This window comes from Ferdinandcohnia jepli (assembly GCF_047246645.1).
Lineage (GTDB): Bacteria > Bacillota > Bacilli > Bacillales > Bacillaceae_L > Ferdinandcohnia.
Map to the genome: position 1 here is coordinate 128,460 of NZ_JBFOKR010000006.1, position 26,239 is coordinate 154,698.

17 protein-coding genes and 1 pseudogene are annotated in these 26,239 nt (G+C 37.1%); 13 read left to right on the forward strand and 5 right to left on the reverse strand.

Going from position 1 to position 26,239, the window contains the following annotated elements; all coding sequences use genetic code 11:
* Positions 1-289: 289 nt before the first annotated feature.
* Positions 290-1,462: pseudogene (locus AB3M96_RS08005) on the reverse strand (ROK family protein).
* Positions 1,463-1,788: 326 nt separating this feature from the next.
* Here AB3M96_RS08005 and xylA point away from each other — a divergent pair.
* The 7 genes from xylA to AB3M96_RS08040 all read left to right on the forward strand — a co-directional run bounded on the left by xylA (position 1,789) and on the right by AB3M96_RS08040 (position 9,841).
* Positions 1,789-3,120, forward strand: a complete 1,332-nt coding sequence (xylA, locus tag AB3M96_RS08010; RefSeq protein ID WP_412967060.1) for a xylose isomerase — start codon at positions 1,789-1,791, stop codon at positions 3,118-3,120.
* Between the two features lie 194 nt (positions 3,121-3,314).
* Positions 3,315-4,814 carry a xylulokinase gene (gene xylB, locus AB3M96_RS08015; protein ID WP_412967061.1) on the forward strand — a complete coding sequence of 500 codons (1,500 nt, stop codon included), beginning with the start codon at positions 3,315-3,317 and terminating at the stop codon, positions 4,812-4,814.
* Between the two features lie 12 nt (positions 4,815-4,826).
* The gene (locus tag AB3M96_RS08020; RefSeq protein ID WP_412967062.1) at positions 4,827-6,368 is read left to right on the forward strand and encodes a glycoside hydrolase family 43 protein; all 1,542 of its coding nucleotides are present in this window, start codon (positions 4,827-4,829) and stop codon (positions 6,366-6,368) included.
* Between the two features lie 79 nt (positions 6,369-6,447).
* Complete coding sequence (locus AB3M96_RS08025) at positions 6,448-7,491, forward strand: aldose epimerase family protein (RefSeq protein ID WP_412967063.1); 1,044 nt, start codon at positions 6,448-6,450, stop codon at positions 7,489-7,491.
* A 33-nt stretch (positions 7,492-7,524) separates the two neighbouring features.
* A complete protein-coding gene (gene uxuA / locus AB3M96_RS08030; RefSeq protein ID WP_412967157.1) occupies positions 7,525-8,601 on the forward strand; it encodes a mannonate dehydratase in 1,077 nt (358 codons plus the stop codon).
* On the forward strand, positions 8,595-9,443 hold the full coding sequence (locus AB3M96_RS08035) for an SDR family oxidoreductase (RefSeq protein WP_412967064.1): 849 nt from the start codon (positions 8,595-8,597) through the stop codon (positions 9,441-9,443). The genes uxuA and AB3M96_RS08035 overlap by 7 nt, the downstream gene beginning before the upstream one ends.
* A gap of 122 nt (positions 9,444-9,565) precedes the next feature.
* Positions 9,566-9,841: a hypothetical protein gene (locus AB3M96_RS08040; protein ID WP_412967065.1), complete on the forward strand. Its 276-nt coding sequence runs from the start codon at positions 9,566-9,568 to the stop codon at positions 9,839-9,841.
* Positions 9,842-10,183: 342 nt separating this feature from the next.
* Here the strand turns inward: AB3M96_RS08040 and AB3M96_RS08045 are convergent, their stop codons facing one another.
* On the reverse strand, positions 10,184-10,567 hold the full coding sequence (locus AB3M96_RS08045) for a MerR family DNA-binding protein (protein ID WP_412967066.1): 384 nt from the start codon (positions 10,565-10,567) through the stop codon (positions 10,184-10,186).
* 94 nt (positions 10,568-10,661) lie between these two features.
* Here AB3M96_RS08045 and AB3M96_RS08050 point away from each other — a divergent pair, with 94 nt between their 5' ends.
* The 3 genes from AB3M96_RS08050 to AB3M96_RS08060 all read left to right on the forward strand — a co-directional run bounded on the left by AB3M96_RS08050 (position 10,662) and on the right by AB3M96_RS08060 (position 15,292).
* Entirely contained in the window at positions 10,662-12,281 is a 1,620-nt protein-coding gene (locus AB3M96_RS08050; RefSeq protein WP_412967067.1) for an acyl-CoA dehydrogenase family protein, read from the forward strand.
* Positions 12,282-12,442: 161 nt separating this feature from the next.
* Positions 12,443-13,939, forward strand: a complete 1,497-nt coding sequence (locus tag AB3M96_RS08055; protein WP_412967068.1) for an alanine/glycine:cation symporter family protein — start codon at positions 12,443-12,445, stop codon at positions 13,937-13,939.
* A gap of 186 nt (positions 13,940-14,125) precedes the next feature.
* On the forward strand, positions 14,126-15,292 hold the full coding sequence (locus AB3M96_RS08060) for a TraB/GumN family protein (protein WP_412967069.1): 1,167 nt from the start codon (positions 14,126-14,128) through the stop codon (positions 15,290-15,292).
* A gap of 44 nt (positions 15,293-15,336) precedes the next feature.
* On the opposite strand, the gene AB3M96_RS08065 is transcribed toward AB3M96_RS08060, so the two are convergent.
* Both AB3M96_RS08065 and AB3M96_RS08070 read right to left on the reverse strand, forming a co-directional pair.
* Positions 15,337-16,830: a peptide MFS transporter gene (locus tag AB3M96_RS08065; protein ID WP_412967070.1), complete on the reverse strand. Its 1,494-nt coding sequence runs from the start codon at positions 16,828-16,830 to the stop codon at positions 15,337-15,339.
* A gap of 206 nt (positions 16,831-17,036) precedes the next feature.
* On the reverse strand, positions 17,037-17,402 hold the full coding sequence (locus AB3M96_RS08070) for a DoxX family membrane protein (RefSeq protein WP_412967071.1): 366 nt from the start codon (positions 17,400-17,402) through the stop codon (positions 17,037-17,039).
* A 495-nt stretch (positions 17,403-17,897) separates the two neighbouring features.
* Between AB3M96_RS08070 and AB3M96_RS08075 the strand changes: the two genes are divergently transcribed.
* Positions 17,898-18,071 (forward strand): Fe3+ hydroxamate ABC transporter substrate-binding protein, encoded by a 174-nt coding sequence (locus AB3M96_RS08075; RefSeq protein ID WP_412967072.1) that lies wholly within the window; start codon positions 17,898-17,900, stop codon positions 18,069-18,071.
* 166 nt (positions 18,072-18,237) lie between these two features.
* The gene (locus tag AB3M96_RS08080) at positions 18,238-19,608 is read left to right on the forward strand and encodes a TolB family protein (protein WP_412967073.1); all 1,371 of its coding nucleotides are present in this window, start codon (positions 18,238-18,240) and stop codon (positions 19,606-19,608) included.
* A gap of 45 nt (positions 19,609-19,653) precedes the next feature.
* On the opposite strand, the gene AB3M96_RS08085 is transcribed toward AB3M96_RS08080, so the two are convergent.
* Positions 19,654-20,769, reverse strand: coding sequence for a HupE/UreJ family protein (locus tag AB3M96_RS08085; protein WP_412967074.1), 1,116 nt, complete (start codon positions 20,767-20,769; stop codon positions 19,654-19,656).
* A gap of 217 nt (positions 20,770-20,986) precedes the next feature.
* On the opposite strand from AB3M96_RS08085, the gene AB3M96_RS08090 reads away from it, so the two are divergent.
* Positions 20,987-26,239: CehA/McbA family metallohydrolase (locus tag AB3M96_RS08090; RefSeq protein ID WP_412967075.1), on the forward strand; the 5,253-nt coding region annotated here is incomplete at its 3' end.

The window sequence follows — 26,239 nt, forward strand, 5'->3', positions numbered from 1 at the left end:
CAAACCGGCCGTACGCCTCAATGCAAACCAAACCGTGTACCCCTCAAAAGTGATTCGGTAAAAATGAGTAGCATTTTCCTGTTTACGATTCTTAATTTCAATTTATGGTTTTTAATTTGGATTTACGATTTTTAGCAGGGAAATACGATTTTTAATTCAGAAATACGATTTTTAGCAAGAAAATACGATTTTTTAGCCAAAATAAACCCAAATACTTCGCACCAAGTTTCCCGAACCCAATCGTGAGCCTACAACACATTAAAAACCTGGGGAGATCCTCCTCCCCAGGTTACACCTGCTCCAATAATTGCTCTTCAGTAAAAAATTGCTCAACTGCAAACGCGGATACACCGAGTGCTGCTGAATAAATAGAACGTTTAGAAAAAGTAATCTCAAGGCTTTCCCGATGAAAAGATAACGCATGTTGTGAAATTGCTTCCTCAATAGGGGCTTTCAACCAATGTTTTGCAACTGACATTCGGTTTCCAATGATCACCTGCTCTGGATTGAAGCTGTTTACAAGATTTGAGATACCGTAACCGATATAGGTCCCTACCTGTTTAAAAAGCGCAATAATTTCTTCATTTCCTTGATTGGCTAAGCTAATTAAGCTTTCCAAAGTAAGATCGATATGGTCTAACTGCTTAGCCATTTTCAATAACGCATGCTCTGATGCATAGGCTTCCCAACATCCTTCACGGCCACAACTACATTTCCTGCCACCAATATCAATTAACATATGGCCGGCTTCACCAGAGAAACCACCATTACCTTTGTATAGTTCACCGTTTAAGATAAGCCCAACACCAATTCCTATTCCAGCACTTACGTAAAGGATATTATCAATCTCTTGGCCAGCACCGAATTGCTTTTCGCCATAAGCACCAGCATTAGCCTCATTTTCAACAATAACTGGAATGTCAAAATAATCTTCAATCTCTTTCTTAATAAAAACATCTTCCCATCACAGATTTGGTGCAAATAAAACTTTACCTTCTTTATCAACAATTCCAGGCACACCGATACCAATTCCAACTACACCATATCTACTTTCGGGAGCATTTTTTAATAAGGAAGAAATAGTTTCCTTAACTAGATTCACGATTGAATTGAATTCAATTTGAGTATGATACACATTTTTTTCATTTACGATATTACCTTGCAGGTCGGTCAAAACTCCTAATATATAGTTAACTCCGATATCAATTCCAATTGTATAACCGGCATGCTGATTAAAGAGTAATAAAACAGGACGTCTTCCGCCGCTGGATTCTCCTGGACCAGTTTCGTACACTAAGTCGTCTTCAAGTAATTCATTTACAAGAGATGAAACAGTAGACTTGTTTAAACCTAATCGTTGCGCAATATCTGCCCGAGATAGAGGAGCTTGGTCTTTAATAATCTGGAAGACTAACGTTTTATTATTACGTTTGATGATCTGTTGGTTATAGGTAAGTTTCATATTTTTCGCTCCTACTTAATACTATCTATTACTATTATAACTTAGTTTACTGAATAGACAAACCTATTTATTAGAGGAAAACCAGGAAAAGCCTAGCTAAAAAAAGTACAGTAAAAACTAAAGTTTTTTAAGTTAAAAACTTTGTTTATTCAATAGACAAACGAAGATAGCGGTGATATACTCTAGATAAATTAGTTCACCAACTAATTGAGTGAGATAACGCAGAGTTATAAAAGGACAAAAAGTTCTTAGATTAATAGTTAATTTGAAAGCGTTGTCAAAAATTACTCAATCATAACATACACACACATTAGGAGGAATAGTAAATGGCTTATTTTCAAAATGTAAACCACATTAAATTTGAAGGTGCAAGCTCAAAAAATCCTTTCTCTTTCAAACATTATAATCCAGAAGAAGTAATCGGCGGTAAAACAATGGAAGAAATCCTGCGTTTTGGTGTTGCTTACTGGCATACATTCACAGCTGATGGAACTGACCCATTCGGTGCGGGTACAATGCTTCGTCCATATAATCACCTTTCAGGAATGGATCTTGCAAAAGCTCGTGTTGAAGCAGCATTTGAATTCTTTGAAAAGTTAAATGTTCCTTACTTCTGTTTCCATGATGTAGACATCGCTCCAGAAGGAAACTCATTAGCTGAAACTTACAAAAACCTAGACGAAATTGTTGCAATGATCAAAGAATACATGAAGACAAGCAAAACAAAACTACTTTGGAACACTGCAAACAATTTCACAAACCCACGTTGGGTACACGGTGCAGCAACTTCACCAAATGCTGATGTATTCGCTTATGCTGCTGCAAAAGTTAAAAAGCAATTAGAAATCGGTAAAGAACTTGGTGCAGAAAACTATGTATTCTGGGGTGGACGTGAAGGGTACGAAACACTACTAAATACTGATATGAAATTAGAAATGGATAACTTAGCTCGTTTCTTCCATATGGCAGTTGATTATGCGAAGGAAATCGGCTTTGACGCTCAATTCCTAATTGAACCAAAACCACAAGAACCAACTAAACACCAATACGATTTTGACGTAGCAACTGGTCTTGCTTTCCTACAAAAATATGATTTAACAGATCACTTCAAGTTTAACATTGAAGCTAACCATGCTACACTTGCAGGTCATACGTTTGAGCATGAATTAAGAACAGCTCGTATCAACGGTATGTTAGGTTCTGTAGATGCTAACCAAGGTGATACATTAATCGGCTGGGATACAGATGAATTCCCAACAGATTTATATTCTACTACTCTAGCAATGTATGAAATCCTTCTTAACGACGGATTAGGTTCAGGAGGACTTAACTTTGACGCAAAAGTAAGAAGAGGTTCATTTGATCCGGAAGATTTATTCCATGCACATATCGCTGGTATGGACAGCTTCGCAATCGGATTAAAAGTTGCACACCGTCTTTTAGTAGATCGCGTATTAGAAGACTTCATCGCTGATCGTTATGACAGCTATACAAAAGGAATCGGTCTTGAAATCGTTCAAGGTACAACTGATTTCCATAAATTAGAGCAACATGCTTTATCATTAGGCGAAATCACAAACAAGTCTGGTCGCCAAGAGCGTTTAAAAGCAATCTTAAACCAATATTTATTAGAAGCTCAAGTTGTACCAGTACGCTAATCACTACAACTGACTTTTTTGGCAGATAGGAAAGTATAAAATTCTTTCCTACTGCATAAGTGCAACTACGGCTCTGCTGTCGCCTAAAGGCTTGGCAATCGCCGAGTTTTCTAAAAAACCAAAATGTGCTGGGATACTGATATTCCAGCACATTTTTTATAGACAAATAAATCCATAATACAGGGTGATTAAATATGAAATATGTAATCGGTGTTGATTTAGGTACTAGTGCGGTAAAAGTTTTACTAATTAATCAACAAGGTGAAGTGTGTCAGGAAGTTTCCAAGTCCTATCCATTAATCCAAGAAAAATCAGGATATAGTGAACAAAACCCGGAAGAATGGGTAGAAAAGACAACTCTAGCACTTCAGGAATTAGTTAAAGCATTTGATGGTTCAATTGAAGATATTGAGGGTATTAGTTTCTCAGGACAAATGCATGGACTTGTATTGTTAGATGAAAACAACGAGGTTCTACGCAATTCTATTCTTTGGAATGATGTACGTACAACAAAACAATGTAAAGATATCTATGAGTTAGTTGGCGAAGAAAAGCTTCTTGCAATATCGAAAAACCCTGCTCTTGAAGGCTTTACTTTACCTAAGATTCTTTGGGTGAAAGAAAATGAGCCAAGTATCTTTAGAAAAGCTACAACATTCTTATTACCTAAAGATTATCTACGTTACCGCTTAACTGGAAAGCTTCATATGGATTACTCAGATGCTGCAGGTACATTGCTACTTGATGTTGCTGAGAAAAAGTGGAGCACCGACATCTGTGAAGCAGTTGGTGTAAACCCATCAATTTGTCCTCCACTAGTGGAATCGCATGAATTCGTTGGAACAATTACTTCTGAAGTAGCAAGTCAAACTGGACTTTCAGAAGCTACGAAGGTATTTGCAGGTGGAGCGGATAATGCTTGTGGCGCGATTGGCTCAGGAATTCTATCGGAAGGTAACACACTTTGCAGTATCGGTACATCAGGAGTTGTACTTTCTTATGAAGAAAGCAAAGACCGTGACTTCCAAGGAAAGGTTCACTACTTCAACCATGGTAAAGAAAATGCGTTCTATACAATGGGTGTAACTCTGGCTGCAGGATATAGCTTAAGCTGGTTCAAGGATACCTTTGCTGCAAACGAAGATTTCAATGAAATGCTAAATGGTTTAGAAGATGTATCGATTGGAGCAGATGGATTACTATTCACTCCATACATCGTTGGTGAAAGAACACCACATGCAGATGCCCTAATTAGAGGTAGCTTCATTGGAATGGATGCATCTCATAAAAGAATACACTTTGCAAGAGCCGTAATTGAAGGTATTACATTCTCGTTAAATGAATCAATTGAGATTTTTAGAGAAAGTGGAAAGACAGTTGATTCAATCATCTCCATTGGTGGTGGGGCAAAGAATGAAACATGGCTTCAAATTCAAGCGGACATCTTTAATGCAAAAATTCACAAGCTTTCAAGCGAACAAGGCCCTGGTATTGGTGCAGCGATGTTAGCTGCATACGGTTGTGGCTGGTATGAATCATTAAATGATTGCTCAGAGGTCTTTTCACAAATTGTTAAAACATATGAGCCAATTCCTGAAAATGTTGAGAAATATAAAGAATTATTCTCTCTATATAAAACAATTTACAGCCAAACAAAAGAACTTAACGAAGGCTTAGCTGCTTTCCGTAAATAACAGGAGGTTACCATGACAAAATTCGCAAATCCAGTAATCCAAGGCTTTTATCCTGATCCGAGTATAGTAAAAGTAGGAGAAGATGATTTTTACCTAGTAACAAGTTCATTTGAATATTTTCCAGCTGTTCCAATCTTCCATAGTAAGGACTTAGTTAATTGGACACAAATTGGTAGTGTGCTAACTAGAGAAAGTCAGGTAAACCTATCAAAAGCAAATAGTTCTCAAGGTATCTATGCGCCAACCCTTCGTTACCATGATGGTACTTTTTATATGATTACGACAGATGTTATGGGCAACGGAAACTTTTACGTAACTGCCAAGGATCCAAGGGGTCCTTGGTCTGACCCTATAAAAATACCTTATGGCAATATTGATCCATCGTTAATGTTTGATGTTGATGGAAAAGTATATGTTACAATCCAAAACGGTGAAGGATTAGGGTCTCATATCATTCAATATGAAATTAATCCTGAAACAGGAGAGGCGCTAACAGAGCCTGTTGTTGTTTTTAATGGTGATGGAGGTGTTTGGACAGAAGCTCCACACTTATACAATATCAATGGTACGTATTATATGTTAACAGCGTGTGGTGGAACTGCTGACGATCACCGAGCAATTATCGGAAAAGGTGATAATCCTTATGGTCCGTTTGAGTTATTAGATCACCCGATACTGACTCATAACAAGTTACCGAATCACTTCCTCCAAAATATTGGACATGCAGATTTAGTTGAAGATAAAAATGGTAACTGGTGGGCGGTATTCCTAGGTGTTCGAATGGTAAATAGTGAATACGGACATTTGGGAAGAGAAACTTTCTTAGCGCCTGTTACATGGACAGAAGATGGCTGGCCGATGATAGACAATAATGAAGGTAATGTGAACATCATAATGGAGACAGATGCACTTCTTGGTGAATCGAATATAGTTGATACGGCCGTAACTAACGAAGATTTTGACACAGAGAATTTAGATACATCTTGGTTTTTCTTACGAACAAATCCTGTTGATGCATATTCGTTAACAGAACGCAAAGGTTGGCTTCGATTACTCGGAAATGAGTTTACTCTAAACGATGTAGCAACACCTGCATTCATTTGTAAGCCACAACAGCATTTGGAAATGGAGTTTAGTACACTACTAGAATTCAATCCGGAAACTGATGGAGAAGAGGCTGGTTTATCGGCTAGATTAGCTGAAAAGGCACATTATGAAATTGGTGTTAAACAGGTTGATGGGAAGCGATATGTTGTTGCTGCTCAAACAATTCAAGGGAATACTGAAGAAGTTGCCCGTATTGAAGTGGCAAAGGGCACAGTTCGTTTGGCAATCCAAGCTGATAGTGAAACTTATTCGTTTAAATATGCTAGTGAAGGTCAAGAGTGGACAGAGGTTGCCCAGGCACCTGCAAAGTATCTAGCACCTGAATTAAATGGTGGTTACGCAACTACATTTACTGGAGTTTGTATTGGGATGTATGCAACAGGCAATGGGCAGGATAGCCAGACACCAGCATATTTTGATTGGGTTTCATATGAGGGGAAAATGTAAGTTCTTCTAAAACGAAGTACGGCGAGTGCCAATGCAATAGGTTGGGCTCGCCTTTTATTTTACAGAAGAGGTGTAGATAATGAGAATCTATGAAGAAGAGTTTGGAAAAATAGATAATAAGAGTGTAGCTTCTTTTACATTAGTTAATGACAATGGAATGGAAGTAAGTGCAATCACGTACGGCTGCACCATTACAAAAGTGATGGTCCCTGACAAAAATGGAACAGTAGAAAACGTTGTGCTGGGATTTGATTCTATAGGGGATTATATCAATCATTCCCCATACTTTGGTTGCGTAGTAGGGCGAGTAGCGGGCCGAATTAACGGGGCATCCTTTGAGCTTGATGGTAAAGAATACAATCTAGTAAAAAATGAAAACGGAAATACACTGCACAGTGGTCCTAACAGCTTTAGCAATGTCGTATGGGATGCAGCTATGATTGAAGAAGATCATTTAGTTGGAGTGGAGTTTTCATACAGAAGTCCTGATGGGGAATTAGGATTCCCAGGTAATGTGGATATGATTGTCCGTTATACACTGAATAACGAAAATGAGGTACTCATTACGTATGAGGGAACAACAGATCAAAAAACAATTTTGAACGTAACTAACCATTCTTATTTTAATCTTAGTGGTGATGTGAAGAGAGATGTTCTAGATCATACACTACGCATGAACAGCTCTCAGTTCCTTGAACTCGACGAAGAGTTCCTACCTACAGGAAACTATCTAGAAGTTGAAAATACACCTTTTGATTTTCGTACTGGCAGACAAATAAGAGATGGGGTTACTTCCTCCCATCAGCAAAACAAACTTGTTGGTGAAGGTTATGATCATCCATTCTTACTACAAGGAGATAAAGAAATCCTTTTAACAGATAGTGAGAGTGGTAGAACAGTAAAGGTAGAAACGGATGAAGTATCTGTCGTAGTTTACTCAAGTAACTCATTACAAGGTGACTTTTCGATCCAAGGTCAAAAAGCTCGTAAATATTTAGGGATATGCCTAGAAACACAAGGCTTACCGGATGCGATTCATCACCCGCATTTTCCGTCAATAACCATAGATGAAGGCGAAAAATATCATACGCAAACAAAATTCATCTTCAATGTAGACAAGTGATACACAATCGTAAGGAAGGGATTGTTGAACACTATGAAAATGGTTTTCAGATGGTTTGGTGAAGGAAATGACACCGTACCTCTCTCCTATATTAAACAAATTCCAGGGGTAGAAGGAATTGTCTGGGCTCTTCACGAGATGGCACCAGGTGAAAAATGGCCGCTTGAAAAGATACTTGAAATGAAAAAGACTGCCGATCAATACAGATTCACGATTGATGTTGTAGAGAGTGTTAATATCCATGAAGATATAAAACTAGGTCTTCCAACAAGAAATCAATATATTGAAAATTATAAGGAAACAATTAAGAATCTAGCAAAAGTTGGAGTAAAGGTAATTTGCTATAATTTTATGCCTGTGTTCGATTGGATCCGCAGTGATTTATTTAAGGAATTAGGTGACGGGTCTACAGCTTTATTTTATGAGAAAGCGAAGATTGAAAATATAACACCGGACAATTTGGTCAGTAGTTTCTTAGAAAATAAGGAGTTTACATTACCGGGGTGGGAGCCTGAACGTTTACAGCGCCTATCAGAATTGTTTGAAGCATATAAGAATGTATCTAACGAGGATTTATGGATCAATCTGAGGTATTTTCTTGAAGAGATTATTCCTGTTTGCGAAGAGAATGATATCAAAATGGCCATTCATCCTGATGATCCACCATGGCCAGTGTTTGGGTTACCGCGACTCATAACAAACCGCGAAAATCTTAGAAGATTTTTGAGTTTAGTAGATAATCCATATAATGGGCTTACGTTTTGTACGGGGTCATTAGGAGCAAATCCTGCTAATGATTTGCCTGGTATGATTCGAGAGTTTGGTGGCCGAATACATTTTGCGCATATCCGAAATTTGAAGCGCTTTGAAAATGGAGATTTCATTGAAACCTCTCATCGTACATGTGATGGTTCGGTTGATATTCATGAGGTAGTAAAGGCTTATCATGATATTGGCTTTACAGGGTATGCAAGACCTGACCATGGTAGACATATTTGGGATGAAGAGTGTCGTCCCGGATATGGACTATATGACCGGGGACTTGGAATTATGTATCTTTGGGGAATATGGGATACATTTGTACGCTTGAAGGAGGAGTCTACATGCTAGAAATAAATCGTAACCTTAAAGGTAAAGTTGCAGTCATTACAGGTGGAAGTGGCGTACTTTGTGGAGCTATGGCAAGAGAGCTGGGAAGACAAGGTGTTAAGGTTGCAGTTTTAAATAGAAACCTCGAAAAAGGGAAAGAAGTAGAAACAGATATTATCGATGCTGGTGGGGAAACAATAGCCATCTCTTGTGATGTATTAAACCAAGAGAGTGTAAAGGAAGCAAGAGAAGCAGTACTTGAGAGATTCGGAGTTTGTGATATTTTAATTAACGGTGCGGGAGGAAATCATCCAAAAGGAATAACAACAAAGGAAACGTTCCAACTAGAAGACCTTGAGGACAGCAGCATTCAAACATTCTTTGACTTAACAAGAGAAGGCTTCGGTTTTGTGTTTGATTTAAATATATTGGGGACACTGATTCCGACGCAAGTGTTTGCGAAGGATATGGTTAACCGAAAAGGGTCTGTGGTAATTAATATGTCATCGATGAGCGCACCATCGCCAATGACAAAGGTTCCTGCCTATAGTGCAGCAAAAGCGGGAATTGAAAATCTAACACAATGGCTAGCCGTTCATTTTGCAGATGCCGGGTTACGTGTAAATGCAATTGCACCAGGATTCTTCTTAACAGAGCAAAATAAGAAATTACTTATTAATGAAGACGGTTCTTTAACAGAACGATCAAATAAGATCATTACACACACGCCTATGAGACGCTTTGGTAAACCGGAGGATTTATTAGGAACATTATTATGGTTGGTAGATGATAATATGTCTGGGTTTGTGACTGGAGTTACCGTACCGGTTGATGGTGGGTTTATGGCGTATTCGGGAGTATAAAAAATTTTTTTAAGTATCAACTAGAAAATATTAAAAAAGATCAAAATGGGGGTTATTGTGAAAAAAATACTGTCAAATTTTATAAGCAAAAAGGACTGTTAACATTTATAGTTTTTATTTCAGTGTTGTTTCTATCTTCACCTAAAACGGAAGCTTGGACGCGTTATTTATATGGATATGAATCACCTACGATGACTGTGATGACCCAAAATATGAATAGTTATAATTACAATGCTTTAATAGGGGCAGCTTCAAGCTGGAACGCAACTCCCACCAGAGCTGTAGTAATGGTTAGAGAGCAATCCAGTAATATAGTGTATCAAGTTGACTCTTATACTAGTTGGTATGGTTTATACTCACCTTATGATAAAAGCAAATGGTTCAGCAAAGAGATTTGAAATAAGTGTAAATAATAAAAAGATTCAGGATGAAATATCTGGTTCAAAAAGCCACTAAAGTGTATATGCTCATCGTCATTACCTTACACATCTCTCACCCCAATGGTGAGTATACTAGAAATAGATAAAGAAACAGTTATCCCACATCCAGATAACAATCTTGTAAAAGCTAACATATTAAAAAAAGAATTAATAGCCAAAATTAAAAGCTTAAAGTAAAGTTTAATTTACTTAAAGGGCATAATTCTTCTTAGTACCATATTATAGTGACTTATATAAGTGTCTACCCCCAGGAGTATAGAGGTTTAAGCACCGGGGGTAGGAACCATTTTTCCCTCTCCTTTACTTAGTAGAATCCATATACTTTTCTTTATAAGCTAGTATCTCATCACGTAATATCTGTAGTTGTGTCATTTGGTCATTGATTTCTTCTAGTTTTTTATCCGCAAATGAAATGATCTTCTTTTTTTCCTCCTCTCCTTCAGGATTAGATTCATACAGCTCAATCATTTCCTTGATTTCCTGTAGACTGAAACCTAATTTTTTTCCACGAAGAATCATCTTTAAGCGTCTCCGCTCTTCATTTGTATAGGTTCGATGCTGTGTAAGGCTACCTCGCGTTTCAGATGTTAACATACCAATTTCTTCGTAATATCGGATGGTTCTTGAGCTGATATCAAACATTGTAGCTAACTCACTAATCGAAAATAAGCGATCCTCTTTCATGTGTTCATTCCTCCAAGTTGACGTTAACGTTCACTTAGATTTATAATAATTCTGAATATTATAACTTGTCAATCAAAAAGAGGAGTGAGATGTCATGACCCTAGCTTCCCAAGAATCTGAAACAAGAGGTAAAAACTCGTATTCTTTTGATGAATTTATTGAAAAACGTCAAAGTTTTGATTGGTATCGGGATGACGCATTTTTACAGAAGGTGGTAAAAAAGTACTCTGGTACAGAATATGAGCAAGTCCATACTAAAATTCTAGACTTTTCTCCCAGGGTTTCTTTTAAGTGGAGCCGTTTAGCAGATATGAATGCTAGACCTGAGGTTCGTCCTTATGTGCTTCATTATGATGCTTTTAATCATAGAATTGATCAGATCGTTAGGCCTGCAGAATTACATGAACTCGAAAAAGAAGTTTTTGGAGAGGGACTATTTTCGAGTTTGATTCATCCTTGGGAAAGCTTTGTGAAACGACTACTAACTCACCAAATTGGAGAAGCAGGAGTAACCTGTCCATTGACATGTACACATGGCTTAATCGCATTAATTGACCAATATAATGATCCCGAGTTTCCAGAGTTAGCGGAAATTTTAGAGCATACGAAGGATGGGATTAATGGTGACTTTGGGATTGGGGCCCAGTTTATGACTGAAATTCAAGGCGGATCTGATTTACCAGCAAACTTACTAGAAGCAGTACCTGACGGGAAGTTCTATCGACTCTATGGAAACAAATTTTTCTGCTCGGTTGCACATGCTGATTACTCAGTTGTTACGGCTAAGATTTCTGGATCAAAAAAAGTGTCAGCCTTTATCGTTCCTTCCTGGTTACCAGGAGATAAAGAGAAAGAAAAAAGGAATAGCTATCAAATTAACCGCATAAAATGGAAACTCGGAACAGCAGAAGTACCAACAGGAGAAATACAATACAATGGTGCTGTTGCATATCCAGTTGGACCTAAGGATAAAGGAATTGCCGTTGCAGTTGGAATTGTTCTTACACTGTCACGTCTTGAAATAGGAATTGCCTGTGCCGGATTTATGCTTCGAGCATCAAGAGAAGCTCAAGCATATGGAGAGTTCCGAAAAGTGTTCGGTAAAAATGTAAATGAGTATCCACTTGCAGCTAGTAAACTGAAACAAATCAAAGATGCAGCAGAAAGAACAACTGCTGGCGCATTTAAGATCTATAATGAATTCCTGCAACTGGAAAGGCCGCTTAACCCGGGAATAAATACTGATGCACCAATGGAACTCAGGAGAAGGTTATTCAACCTCCGTGAACTTATCCTTTTACAAAAAATTAGTACAACACAAGAAGGGGTAAGAGTACTAAATGAGGCAATGTCTGTATTCGCTGGACATGGCGTAATGGAGGAGTTCTCATCTTTACCACGTATTTTCAGAGATGTGGTTGTAAATGAACAGTGGGAAGGTCCACGTAATTTACTCTTAACTCAAATATATAGAGATATTCAGAGAGTAGAAGATTGGTACTCTCCTCAAGAATTTGTGGCAGGAATATTAGATGGTGCAAATCCAGAAACCATAGATCGTTACTCAGTACAATTGGAGGATTTACTTCAACGTCCAGTTTTAGGTGAGGTAAATGAAGCTTCTATGGAAGCTGCTAGTGAGTGGGATACTTTTTGCAGCTCATTCTTTAAGGAATACCAAACAGTTGCCGCAGAGGAAATAAATAGTAAGTAATAGTGGTAGAGTTAGTCCCTTTTATAAATTTTGATTAGGTAGATATGCAGAAAGGAAACATAATATACCTCTAAACAGTGAACAAAAAGAGTTGTCTTATATAGGTAAATAAACTATAATTCATAATATGTTGAATATTTGTAAAATTATAAAAAGGGGGAATGGTTTTGCAAGCTTTTGCAGATTGGTTGAATGGGATCCTTTGGAGCCCGGTAATGATCTATGGTATGTTAGCCGTTGGACTTTTATTTTCAATCTTAACTCGCTTTTTACAAGTAAGACACATCAAAGATATGACAACACTTATGTTTAAAGGGAAAAGTTCTGAAGCAGGAGTTTCTTCTTTCCAAGCTCTAGCTGTTTCATTATCTGGACGCGTTGGTACAGGTAATATCGCAGGTACAGCAACAGCGATTGCCTTTGGCGGCCCTGGTGCAGTGTTCTGGATGTGGGCAATTGCATTTATTGGAGCAGCAACTTCGTTTATTGAGTCAACATTGGCTCAAATCTATAAAGTGAAGCAAGATGGCCAATATCGTGGGGGACCAGCTTATTTCATTGAAAAAGGAATTGGATGGAGATGGTATGGTATCACATTTGCGATTGCGGCTCTTTTAGCAATGGCATTCTTGATGCCAGGTATCCAATCAAATTCCATTGCTGCAGGATTAGATAACGCATTTGGTATTAATAAATGGGTAACTGCTGCTATTTTAGTAGTGTTAATTGGTGCGATTATTTTTGGTGGGATTAAGAGAATTGCGTCAGTTGCTCAGTATGTTGTTCCATTTATGGCTTTAGGCTATATTTTAATGGCAGTTGTGATTATCATTATGAATATTACTGAACTACCTGAAGTTATTTCATTAATATTCAAGAGTGCTTTTGGTGCTGAGCAAGCCTTTGGTGGTATTGTTGGTATGGCAATCGCATGGGGAGTAAAACGTGGAATTTATTCAAATGAAGCTGGTCAAGGTACAGGTCCACATGCAGCTGCTGCGGCAGAGGTATCTCACCCTGCAAAACAAGGTTTAGTTCAAGCATCAGCTGTATATATTGATACTTTATTAGTTTGTTCGGCAACAGCATTTATGATTTTATTTACAGGTATGTATAATGTTCACCAAGATGAAAAAACGTTAATTGTTGATAATATAGGTATTACAGTTGAGGCTGGTCCTGCATATACTCAAGCTGCTGTTGAAACAGCTCTACCTGGTTTCGGTGCTGGATTTACAGCAGTTGCATTATTCTTCTTTGCTTTCACAACAATCATGGCATACTACTATATGGCTGAAACAAATATCGCCTATTTAGTAAGGGGTAGGAATAGTAAAGTTGCTATGTTTATTTTAAAAATAGTTCTCTTAGGGTCGATGACTTACGGAACTGTTAACGAAGCGAAACTTGCATGGGCATTCGGTGATATCGGTTTAGGCTTAATGGTATGGCTGAACGTAATAGCCATTCTAATTCTTGCAAAACCTGCGTTAGTTGCTCTGAAGGACTACGAACAACAGCGTAAGGCAGGGCTTGACCCAGTCTTTAATCCAGAAAAGCTAGGAATCAAGAACGCTGATTATTGGGTAAATGATTATAAACATGAGGATAACCCTTCTGGTTCATTAGCTAATGATGACAAATCCTTCCCGGGGTAAAAAGGGATAAAATGGGGATCGGATTCTTTAATATGAGAATCCGGTCCTTTTTAATGTAATGCAAGAAAACTTACTATTAAAGATGTAAATTCATATAGGAGTGAAAAACATTTAAATGTAGAGTGTTGTAGGGTAAAATATAGATTAAAGAATTATGTAAGTAATTTGCTATAAGGAAGGTAGTTTATGTCTGAGGAAAATATAACTAGGATACATTTAGATGGTAAGGAATACATATTGATTGGTACTGCCCATGTATCTAAACATAGTGCAGAACAAGTAAAGGAAGTAATAGAGGCTGAACAGCCAGATTCAGTTTGTGTCGAATTAGATGAACAAAGATACAAGTCAATTATGGATGGAAATAAATGGAAAGAAATGGATATTTTCAAGGTGATAAAGGAGAACAAGGCAACATTGCTTTTGATGAACCTGGCAATTTCTTCTTTCCAAAAAAGAATGGCGAACCAACTTGGAATTAATGCAGGACAAGAGATGATCCAGGGTATTGAGTCGGCTAAAGAGGTTGGAGCTAATTTAGTATTAGCTGACCGTAATATCCAAACGACTTTTTCCCGAATCTGGCATGCTGTTGGATTCTCTGGGAAAATGAAATTGCTTATGTCGATTATCTATAGTATTTTCAGTAATGAAAGTATTACAGAAGAAGAACTAGAAAAAATGAAAACTCAAGACATGTTAAATTCAATGCTTAATGAATTTTCAACGAGTTTTCCCAAACTAAAAACGCCCTTGATTGATGAAAGAGATCAATATTTGGCTCAAAAAATTAAACAAGCACCTGGTGAAAAGATTGTTGCTGTTCTTGGAGCTGCACATGTACCGGGGATAAAAGAAGAAATTAAAAGAGAACATGATTTGAAGAAATTAACACAGCTTCCACCTAAGTCAAAGGCTCCTAAAATTATTGGCTGGGCTATACCAATACTAATTGTAGCAATCATCGTTTTTACATTTTTATCAAATCCGGAGGCAGGTCTACAACAAACCTTAAGCTTAGTTCTTTGGACTGGATCATTTTCGGCCATTGGAGCTGCCATAGCGATGGGGCATCCATTAACAATTGTTACAGCATTTATTGCAGCTCCAATTGGTGTCATGCATCCCCTTATAGCCGCAGGGTGGATAGCAGGATTTGTACAAGCGTTCCTAAAAAGACCAAGTGTCAGTGATTTCGAAAATCTTTCTACTGATGTATACAGTGTAAAAGGTTTCTGGAGTAATAAAGTAACCCGTATCCTATTGATTATTGTTCTATCAAATTTAGGTACTACGTTAGGATTATTCATTGGTGGAGCAGATGTGGTACGTTTGTTTTTCGAAAACCTATAAGTATGAAAAAGAGCCTGTCCAATCGGATAGGCTCTTCTACTATATTAATTAATACCCTTCATAAAGGTCTTAATCTTTGGTGATACAAGGAAAAGGATAATCCCTAGTACAATTGATGCTCCTCCAATGACTCCAAAGTAAGTCATTTCTGTTTCAGGTGTATAGAATTTAACGAGTTGTGCATTTAACGCTTGGGCAGCCGCATTTGATAACATCCACAAGCTCATCATTTGGGCAGTGAATGCAGCAGGTGCAAGCTTTGTAGTAGCGGATAGACCAACTGGAGAGATTAGCAACTCACCAAGAACAACAATAAAGTAACTTAACACAAGCCATAATGGACTTACTAATGAATCTGAACCACCAAAATAAGCTGGTAATAGAATCACTAAGAATGATAGTCCAGCAAATAATAATGCTAGTGAAAACTTTTTAGGTACAGAAGGCTGACGGTTTCCAAGCTTAACCCATAACCAAGCAAAAACTGGTGCTAAAAAGATAATGAACAATGGGTTTAGAGATTGGAACCAAGCAGGTGAAATCTCAAACCCTGCAAAATTCAATTGAGTACGCTTATCTGCATAGTTTGCAAGAATCGTAGAACCTTGCTCCTGAATGGACCAGAACATAACAGCTGCTAAAAATAAAGGAATATACGCTAAGATTCTTGAACGTTCAACGTCTGTAGTCTTTGGACTACGATACATTGTTACAAAATAAGCTGTTGGAATTAAGAAACCAAGAATACCAATAAGTGCAATGAATGAATCAAATGTAAGAATACCAGCAGGAATTGAAATAGCAATTAAAATAGCAATTACAACTACTCCTAATCCAATTCGAGTATAAACTTTTTTCTTTTCACTTGGTGCAAGCGGGTTTGGAACAATTGTACCAGCAAGACCAAGATTCTTTTTCTTAGTTAATACAAACATAACGAGACCTAGGAACATACCAATAGCAGCTATAGCAAAGCCCCAGTGGAAGCTATGCTTCATTCCTACTTCTCCAACGATTAGAGGTGATAAGAATCCGCCAAGGTTGATACCCATATAAAAGATACTGAAACCAGCATCACGACGAGAATCATTTTCGCTATAAATTTCTCCTACAACGCTTGATACATTAGGTTTTAATAAACCTGTTCCAAGGACGATAAGAACCATCGACACAAAGAACAAACTAATGTTACCTGGAATTGCAAGGGCAATATGACCAAGCATAATAAGAATTCCACCATAGAAAACCGCTTTTGATGTTCCAAAAATACGGTCAGCTAGCCAACCACCGATAATCCCAGACATATATACAAGCGATCCATAAATAGACATGATTGCAAGGGCTGTATGCTCTTCTAACCCTAATCCACCCTTAGATACTTCATAATACATATAGAATACAAGAATTGCTCTCATTCCATAATAAGAGAATCTTTCCCAGAACTCAGTGAAAAACAGTGTAAGAAGTCCTTTAGGATGTCCAAAGAATCCTTTTTGAGGAACACTGTCCACAATTTTCTGTCTATTAAAGTCTGACATAAGTAAACCTCCTCTTTAATATATTGATATAATAATTTAAATAGTTTCATAATGTCAAATTAATGAAAAGTCAGACTTTAAGTACTATTTTGATATATAGGAATTATTATTCTAATGAAAGTGTTTACTTGTATATAATTTCCAAAAAAATAAACAGATTGCGTGTGCAATCTGCTTGGTTAATCCAAAATTGGATATTTCTTCAATCATTTATGGTGGGATTTGTATAAAATATATAATAATACCAGCATAACAATATCTAATCTTGCAGAAAAAGCGAATTGTAGAAAACCAGTGTGAAGAATAGGAACCTTTGTAAAAAGAAGCGCACCGACAATTATGATTAAAAGTGGAATGGTTGCTTTCTTCACCTCTTTATTAGCGATTATTAATATCCCGCATATAACTTCAGCAATCGCTACCGCATACATCAGATAAGTGGGAGCCGGAAAAGGTAGATTCATAAAAACCTGACCGAGCTCACGGCTAAAAAAAAGTAAGCAACCTGAAACGATAAAAACATAGCCAACAACATATCTTAATAGCTTACTAGTTGAGAAAGATGTATTCATACTTTTTACCTCCTTTTACCTTTGTGGTGGTCCTCAAAAAAGTAATGACATGAGCAACTCAAAGTCTCATATTAATAAATATTATTCAAAAGAGGACAAACTATCACAAATAAGTTATAGGCAATAAGTAGTAAAATTGTACAGACTTTCAAAGCTCTTCTTTGCAGCCACGCTTTAAATAAGTGTAAAACACTCTCCCTCATCATCAAAATAAACCGTTGATTTTTTTGGATGTGATATAGAGTTTAATAGTGCACTTACCAAAGCTATTAAAAATGTAATTGATTGATTCGTGATTGTTGAAACCTAAAGTTATGAAATTACAAAACAAAATATAAAGGAGTTACTAATTATCACAATTTGTATTTGAGACGACAAAAACTAATGGAAGTTATGTCTCTCAGAATTCACAATTAGCATTTGAGTTCCAGCTAAAAGGAACTTTTATGAAACTCATTCGTAGTAAGAGTATAAACAATAATTGGGGTGGTATAAGTGTTTGGAGAAGAGCCTAAGTGTACAAAATGTGGAAAAGAAATTAAGGGTGACGAGATTGTTTTTATAAAAATGCGCTTTCCAAAACGTAAAGGGATGACTGAAATAAAAGCATTCTTAAAAAATGAAGGAAGTTTCATATGCGAAGATTGTTTTCAACAGAAACTAAACTGATACATGATTAAAGTTTTTTGTAAAACAGGAGGGGAAACTCAAGTAAAACGGAGTTTCCCATATTTATTTTTATAAACAATAATCATTATCTGAGCCTGTAATATAGAACCTCCCATTAATTAACGAATAGTATAGCCCAAAGACTATTTATAATAGATGGAGGGTGATGTCTTTGGCTACTACTAGTCAAGCAACCAGCTATATAGCCTTTAACTCAACAAGAGGCGGCAATTATGATATCTGGTTATATAATGTGAGAACTGGTAGATCCATTCAGCTTACAAACGGTTTGGGTGACTCGTTTTCAATACCTGTTTGGTCGGCTGATAATAGTAAAATTGCTTTTGTAGGAAGAAATGGGATCGTATATATTATCTACTTAGCGATCGGTGGAATTGCAGCAATCGATCAAATAGAAACAGATGAATCAACAACTTTAGACTGGTCACCTACCAATAGGGATTTGGCCTATACAACTAGAAATCAAATATATTTGTACGATGTACAGTCTCATAAATTTAGAGTAATTTCTGAACAGGGAGGAGATGTTCAGTGGTTTCCGAGTGGACGTGAAATTCTTTATCAAGGAGCAGATGAGGCTGGGGTACAACAACTTTATCGAATTGGAGTAAACGGTAGTGGAAAAAGACAGATAACATCAAATAATGAAGGGCCATTAAACAATGTTAGGTTATCTCCAGACGGAACCTTTGCACTGTATACAACACCTGGAGCAAGTATTTCGCTTATCCGCACTGTCGAACTTTCTACTGGTGCGTTGTTTGAAATAGATGGGGGAAGCCTTGCGAAAAATTACCATCCAACATGGTCTCCAAATTCAGGACGGATTGTGTTTAGTGCAACGTCATATTCTGACCAACAGGGCTATTACAATGAAATAAGAGTAGTAGGTAAACGGGGAGGGCAAGAAAAAGTACTAACCACATCTTCATGTTTTTCAACTCCAGTAACATGGTCACCAGATGGAAGGGCAATAGCCTTTTTATCAGGATGTAAAGAACAGGAATTTGCAAAAGAAATGTGGGCTGTTACTCTTCAAAATCCAAGACCAATCTTACTTTTGAGAGAACCTCAACTTTTTTCACTCATGTGGTCATCACCGCGAAATCGCTTATCGAGGAAAATATATACAAACCAAACATATAAAGTTAGCTTTTACTATCCAGCACATTGGCAAAGGATAGAAGAAGAAAGGTACGAAGGCTTCGATGGATTCTTTCAGATCTCTGCAATTAGTGGGGGAGAAAATATTGAAGAGATTTGTAGAAATGAAGCTTTCCATAAGTTGATGCCATATGGCACAAATCCAAGAATACAAAGAACGTTTATTCAAAACCAAGAAGCATGTTATATATTTCCGTCTGCAGACCAACCACCGGAAATGAACCGTCAGGCTGCTCTAATTGTTAGATATCCTGTGCCAGTTCAAATTGGGGGAGCAACGTATCAGTATTTTGTACTTTGGGCGGATGAGAGCCATATAGGGGAATTAGTTAGAAGAATAAAATTATTATAAAGACTAAATAGAGCCTGGCAATCTAATGCCAAGCTCTATTTTTTACTAAAATCCTATTAAGCGTTGTAGAAACCAAAAACCACCCATTACGGTAACGATAAGTGATACAGGGATAACAACTTTTTTACTATCCAGCTTTTTATATGCAAATATCATAAGTGGAATGACAATAAAAGCTAGTAATAATTGAATAACTTCAATCCCGATATTAAATGCAAACAATTCAACTGCAATCTGCGTTTTAGAACCCAATGACTCTTTTAGCAGTCCAGAAAAACCTAAACCATGAATTAGTCCAAAGAGAACTGTTACTAACCAACGGTATTTTATTTCTTTCCTAAAGATATTTTCAATAGCTACATAGCAAATCGATAATGCAATGACTATTTCTACAAAACGTGAAGGAAGGGTAACAATATCAAATGTTCCTAAAGCAATGGTCAAACTATGACCAACAGTAAACGCAGTTATGATAGCGACTAAGTCACGAACTCGTTGAGGACGTATTACCAAAGCAAGTAAAAATAGTAGATGGTCATAACCAGTAATAATATGATGCATGCCGAGTTTGAAAAATGACCAAAAGTCAGATGTTTCTTTTACAGGAGTCAGGTCTTCAATCGATGACTCTGTTCCTTCTTCTAGCCCATCAACTAATGCTAGCCATTCACGATTCTCACCTTCTAATGCTATTTTCGTAGATTGCTCAGGTTGTTTCACAGTTAAAAAGTTTACATAATTTGTATCTTTTGTTTTGGAATAAAATTGGTCATCCAATTTAAAGGACTGTCCATTTTCAATGACTGGTAGCTGATAGATTGTTGTGACAACACGTGTATCTTGTATCTGATCAAGTTTTATTTCTTTTAGTTCCATATCAACTGTGGAGTTATCGATGTACACTAGTAGATTCTTTTGAATCAATTCATCAATCTGAGGCTTATAATCATCTAGAATATCTTTTAACGGTGCTTCCTCTTCATGAAGATCATGAACTAGTTCTTCAAGGCTCTCTATATCAATTGAATAAACTAACTCTACATTTTGATTAACTAGGTACAAAGTAGTGTAACCTGCACTATAGGGGTGTGCGAAAACTAGGTTTGTAGATCCTATCAATGATAGTAAGATAACCACAAGAGTGATAGTAATTTTTTTCATGACTGCGCTCCTTTAATGGAATAGCTACTTATTTATTATCAATAAAATATGCTCATAACCTAGTCTAATATAAAAATATTACAAATGCTCTACAAATTTACTAGAATAATGAAAAAAATTAAGAGATATTACATATTTTTGTAGAAATAAGAAGATTTTAGCAATATAGTAATAATGTAGGACATTTAACCTAAACAATGGAGGGGAGAGGCAAAAGGTGGATTTTCTAAAAAAACGAAAAGCTAAGAAAATGATAACAAGCATTTTGGCAAGTTTGCTACTAATAGGTACAATTGCACCATATGCTGCTGTACCAAAAGCACATGCCGAAGAAACCACTGCAGACCATATTGTTATTAGTGAAGTATATGGTGGTGGAGGAAACAATGGGGCAGAGTATAAGAATGATTTTATCGAACTCTATAACCCTACTAATCAAGCCATTAGTTTAGAAGGTTGGACTGTTCAATATGCTTCATCAACTGGCAAGTTTTCTTCTAATAAGACTGAATTGTCAGGAGAAATTAAACCTAATGGATACTACCTGATTCAACAGGCACAAGGAAGTGGAGGCACATTAGATCTTCCTACACCTGATGCAGTTGGTACTATTGGGATGGCTGGAACAAACGGAAAAGTAGCATTAGTCCAGTCAAAAGAAACTATTTCTGGTCAAACAGATGAAAATGTAGTTGACTTTGTAGGATTTGGTTCAGCAAATGAATATGAAACAGCAGCAACACCAGCGCTAACAAATTCAACAAGTGCACAACGCATCAACCCAAATGTCGACACAGACAATAACAGTGTAGACTTTTTTGTAGATGCACCTCAACCACAAAACTCTTCAACGGTAGTTGAAGTAGGTACTACGCATATTGTTATAAGCGAAGTATATGGTGGAGGTGGAAACAGTGGGGCAGAGTATAAGAACGACTTTATTGAACTTTATAACCCTACTAATCAAGCCATTAGTTTAGACGGTTGGACTGTTCAATATGCTTCATCAACTGGCAAGTTTTCAACTAATAAGACAGATTTATCTGGTGAGATTAAACCTAAAGGATACTACCTGATTCAACAGGCACAAGGAACCGGAGGCACATTAGACCTTCCAACACCTGATGCAGTTGGTACGATTGGGATGGCGGGAACAAACGGAAAAGTGGCATTAGTCCAGTCAAAAGAAACTATTTCTGGTCAAACAGATGAAAATGTAGTTGATTTTGTAGGATTTGGTTCAGCAAATGAATATGAAACAGCAGCAACACCAGCCCTAACAAACTCAACAAGTGCACAGCGCATCAATCCAAATGTCGACACAGATGATAATAGTGTAGACTTTAAAGTGGAAGCGCCTACACCGCAAAATTCATCCAGTGAAGGCGGAGAAACACCACCACCTTCAAATGGCCCAGTTGAAAAAACGATTGAAGAAGTTAGAAAAGTTGATTCCAGCGGGAACGCAACTTTAAAAGGCAAGGACGTTATTTTACAAGGTGTTGTAACTGCAAAGTTAAATAGTTCAAGTGCAGACAGTCTTTACATACAAGATAACGGATTTGGGGTGGTACTTCGTAAATCAAGTACAACACAAGATTCTATTAAACTTGGAGATAAAGTAAAGGTTGTTGGTAAGGTTGACCAGTTTAATGGTTTAACACAAATTAATTATGACACTATAGATGTAATTGGTACATCTGAGGTTCCTGTTCCAACAGAAACCACTATAGAAGAATTAACAACTTTTGAAACCGCAGAAAATTTGGAAGGTAGTCTTGTCTCATTTGTTGGGAAAGCAACAAATATTCCAACTTCGACTGCAGGAAGTGGTTATAATGTAACGTTTGCATCCGAAGATGAGAAAGCACTAATCACACTACGTGTTGAATCATCTACAGGTATTGTGCCGGTTGATGTGTTAAAACAAGGTCAATTCTATATTGTTACAGGAGTAGTTGGCCAGTATGTCAGCAAGTCTCCTTACACTTCAGGATATCAAGTGAATCCAAGAGTGGCTAGTGATTTTGTAGAAACGAATCCTTTATCTTTAAATCACGAAGCTTTAAAGCAAGTGTATAAAGGTAATGATGTCACATTTACTGCAACTGCAAAAAATGCAGAAGAGGTAAACGTTTATTACCGTGCAAAAGATACATCTGTTTATACAAAATTGGGATTAACAAAAGGTAATAACGATGAATATAGTGCAGTTTTAGCTACTGCAGATGTACCACAAGGTGGCTTTGAATATTATGTGGAAGCCGTATCTGCAGAGGATGGTAATGCTTATGTAGGTTCTGCAGAAGCACCTCTAGAAGTATTAGTACTAGTTGATGATGTAGGACCAACAATCATTGCTGAAACTCCTATGAATGGATCGAAAGTAGAAAATGTTCGACCAGAGATTGCAGTATATGTAACTGATGATAGTGGTATTGATGAATCAAGTATTACAGTAGAACTTGACAATTTAGATATTACAAGTGATGTTACGTATGAAAATGATCAAGTAAAAGTTGTCCTTTCGGAGGACCTTAAGATTGGTACTCACTCAGTTAAGGTAAAAGTAAAAGACTTAAAAGGAAATGAGAGCATTCATTCATGGGCCTTTGAGGTAGTACCAGTCTTCACTGGTGGTGGACACTACCGTGGTACAACTCATAATCATACAAATATTTCTCATGATGGTTCTGGTAGCCCAGTAGAGGCAGTTGAAGCGGCAAAGAAGTATAATTATGATTTCTTTGCGTTCTCTGATCATACACATGATATCGATCCAGAATTAGTAGATAAAGATACTGTAGACCGCAATGGTAACCCAGAAAGAACTGGGGGAGATGAATGGGCTTTAACAAAGTCAGTTTCAGATCAATATACAAAAAATGGTGAGTTTGTTGTATTCCCGGCTTTCGAAATGACTTCTACTACATGGGGGCATTCAAACGTATTTGGAACAGAGAACTTTATCGATCGTAAGCAGGCTGGCGGTAAGTATCAAACACTAGCAAACTATTATGCTTGGATTTTATCCTACGATGATTTAGTTGCACAATTTAACCATCCTGGTTGGCCTGAAGGTGCTTTCAACCACTTTATGCCTTATGATGCACAAATTGATAAATTGTTCACAATGTTAGAGGTAGGTAACGGTTCTGGACACTATGCATATGACAACCAAGAGGATACGTATTTATCCGCTCTAGATTTGGGTTGGAAGATTGCCCCGACATATGGTGAAGATAACCATGATGCTACATGGGGTGAAACAAACATACGTACAGTTATTGTTTCAGAGAATCTTACAGAGGCTTCGTTATTACACTCAATGAGAAATTTAAGAGTATATATGTCTGAAGACCCTAACGCAGAATTAGACTTTTTAGCTAACGGACGATATATGGGTTCAACAGTTGAAGGAGAAACACTTCAATTTACTGTAAAAGGTAAGGACCCAGTAGCGGAGAGTAAGGCAGATTCAAAATACAATTACTTAAAAGATGGATACGTTTCAGATGATAGAGTAGCGAAGGTCGAACTAATTTCAAATGGTAAAAAAGTAATTGATACTTATGAACCGAACACAACGACCTTTGAATGGAACCCTTCTATAGATGTTACTGGACAACAATGGTTTGTTATTAAGGTGACACAGAAGGATGGAGAGAGAATTTACTCAGCTCCGATTTGGTCTAAGGAGGTTCCTTATGATGTGAAAGTAAGTGGTCTTGGAGTTGTAGGAGATTCAATCATTAGTGGAAACCCTGCAACAATTGAATCAGGTATCACAAACCTTGGAACTGAAGACATCGGCACATTGGATGTTTCATTCTATGTAGACGAAGTAAAACCAGAGAACTTAATAGGAACTGATACGATCACAGATTTAAAATCAAAGACTGTTCAAACTGCTTCAGTTGTTTGGGAAAGTCCTACAGCTGGAGACCATACTTTAATTGCGGTTATCAATACTGTTGAGACAGACAGCACTTCCGATAATAAATTTGAGCGTGATGTTGTAGTAAAACAACAATTAGGATTAACTGTTCTAATTGATGCTGCTCACGGTAATGATAACACAACAACTGATCCAAGTTCTTCATACAAAGACAGTATGAAGTTATTTACAAAGAAAATACAAAATGAAGGCTACACAGTAAAAGAAAATACTCTACCGTTGTCTAGTGAAATACTAAATGATGTAAAGGTATTAGTATTAACTCAACAAAATACTAAAGACTTAACTGAGGCAGAAAATCAAGCTGTTTCCGAATTCGTTAAAAATGGAGGGTCATTGTTCCTCCTAGGAAAAAGTAATTATAACAATAAATATGTTACATCCAATAATGACTTACTAGAACTAATGGGTTCAACAATCCAGATAAGCAATGATGGAATTTTTGACGATAGTGAGGATGGCAACTTCTGGAGTACACCTTCTAGTATGAAGCATGCTGTTCAATTACACCCTGGTCTAGTAGATAATTATTTAACTGACCGTGTATCATTTATTAACTACTATAGTGGTACAAGTCTTCACAAATTAGGTAAAGAACCATTAGTAAATAGCGATACTGTTTCAGTAATTGCGTTTGGAAATGAAACAACATATCAGAACTTTGCTAAAGAAACAGAAGCTTATATTTACGACAAGGTCTCCGATAATGAAGGGGGCTCAGCAATACCTGCAATCGCAACTGAAATAATTGGAGAAGGACAAATTTTGGTCGCTGGTATGAATATCTTAAATGATAAGCAACTTGATGAAGGCTATGATGCCGTAGGTAATGATGAATTTGCTATAAATGCTATTAATTGGTTAGCTGATAGAGGCACAGTTATTTCAGATATAGGCAAAGCACGTGAGCTACCTACTAATACTTCTGTTGTAGTGGAAGGTACTGTTACAAGTGATACAGATACATTCTTTGACGCATTTTATATTCAGGATGAAACAGGTGGTATTTTTGCATATAAAGAGATTCCGAATGCAGATGCTCTAAAACTGGGAGATAAAGTACGTGTTTACGGAAAAATCAAAATGTTTGAAGGAGATCTTGAATTAGAATTCGGTAGCTTTGATATGGACGTAATTAAAATTGGTGAGGGAGATCCGCTTTCACCAACTGACATGACCACATCAGATGCATCAAAAGAAGCAAATCAAGGTCAATTAGTAAAAGTGACAGGTAAAGTTGTTTCTAAATATGATGCAAATTCATATGTAATAAACGATGGCAGTGGGGATATATTAGTATTCACCGATGGTTATATTGTAGAAAAAACTGGAGCTGTTCCTACCCTAAAAGTTGGTGACACTCTTGAAGCAGTGGGGATTACAAGTACATTCTCTGATGGTAAACGTATTCGTGTTCGTGACACAAAAGAACTTGTTGGAACAGTGAATACTGAAGACCCAGGTAATGGAGAAGATCCAGGTAATGGAGAAGATCCAGGTAATGGAGAAGAT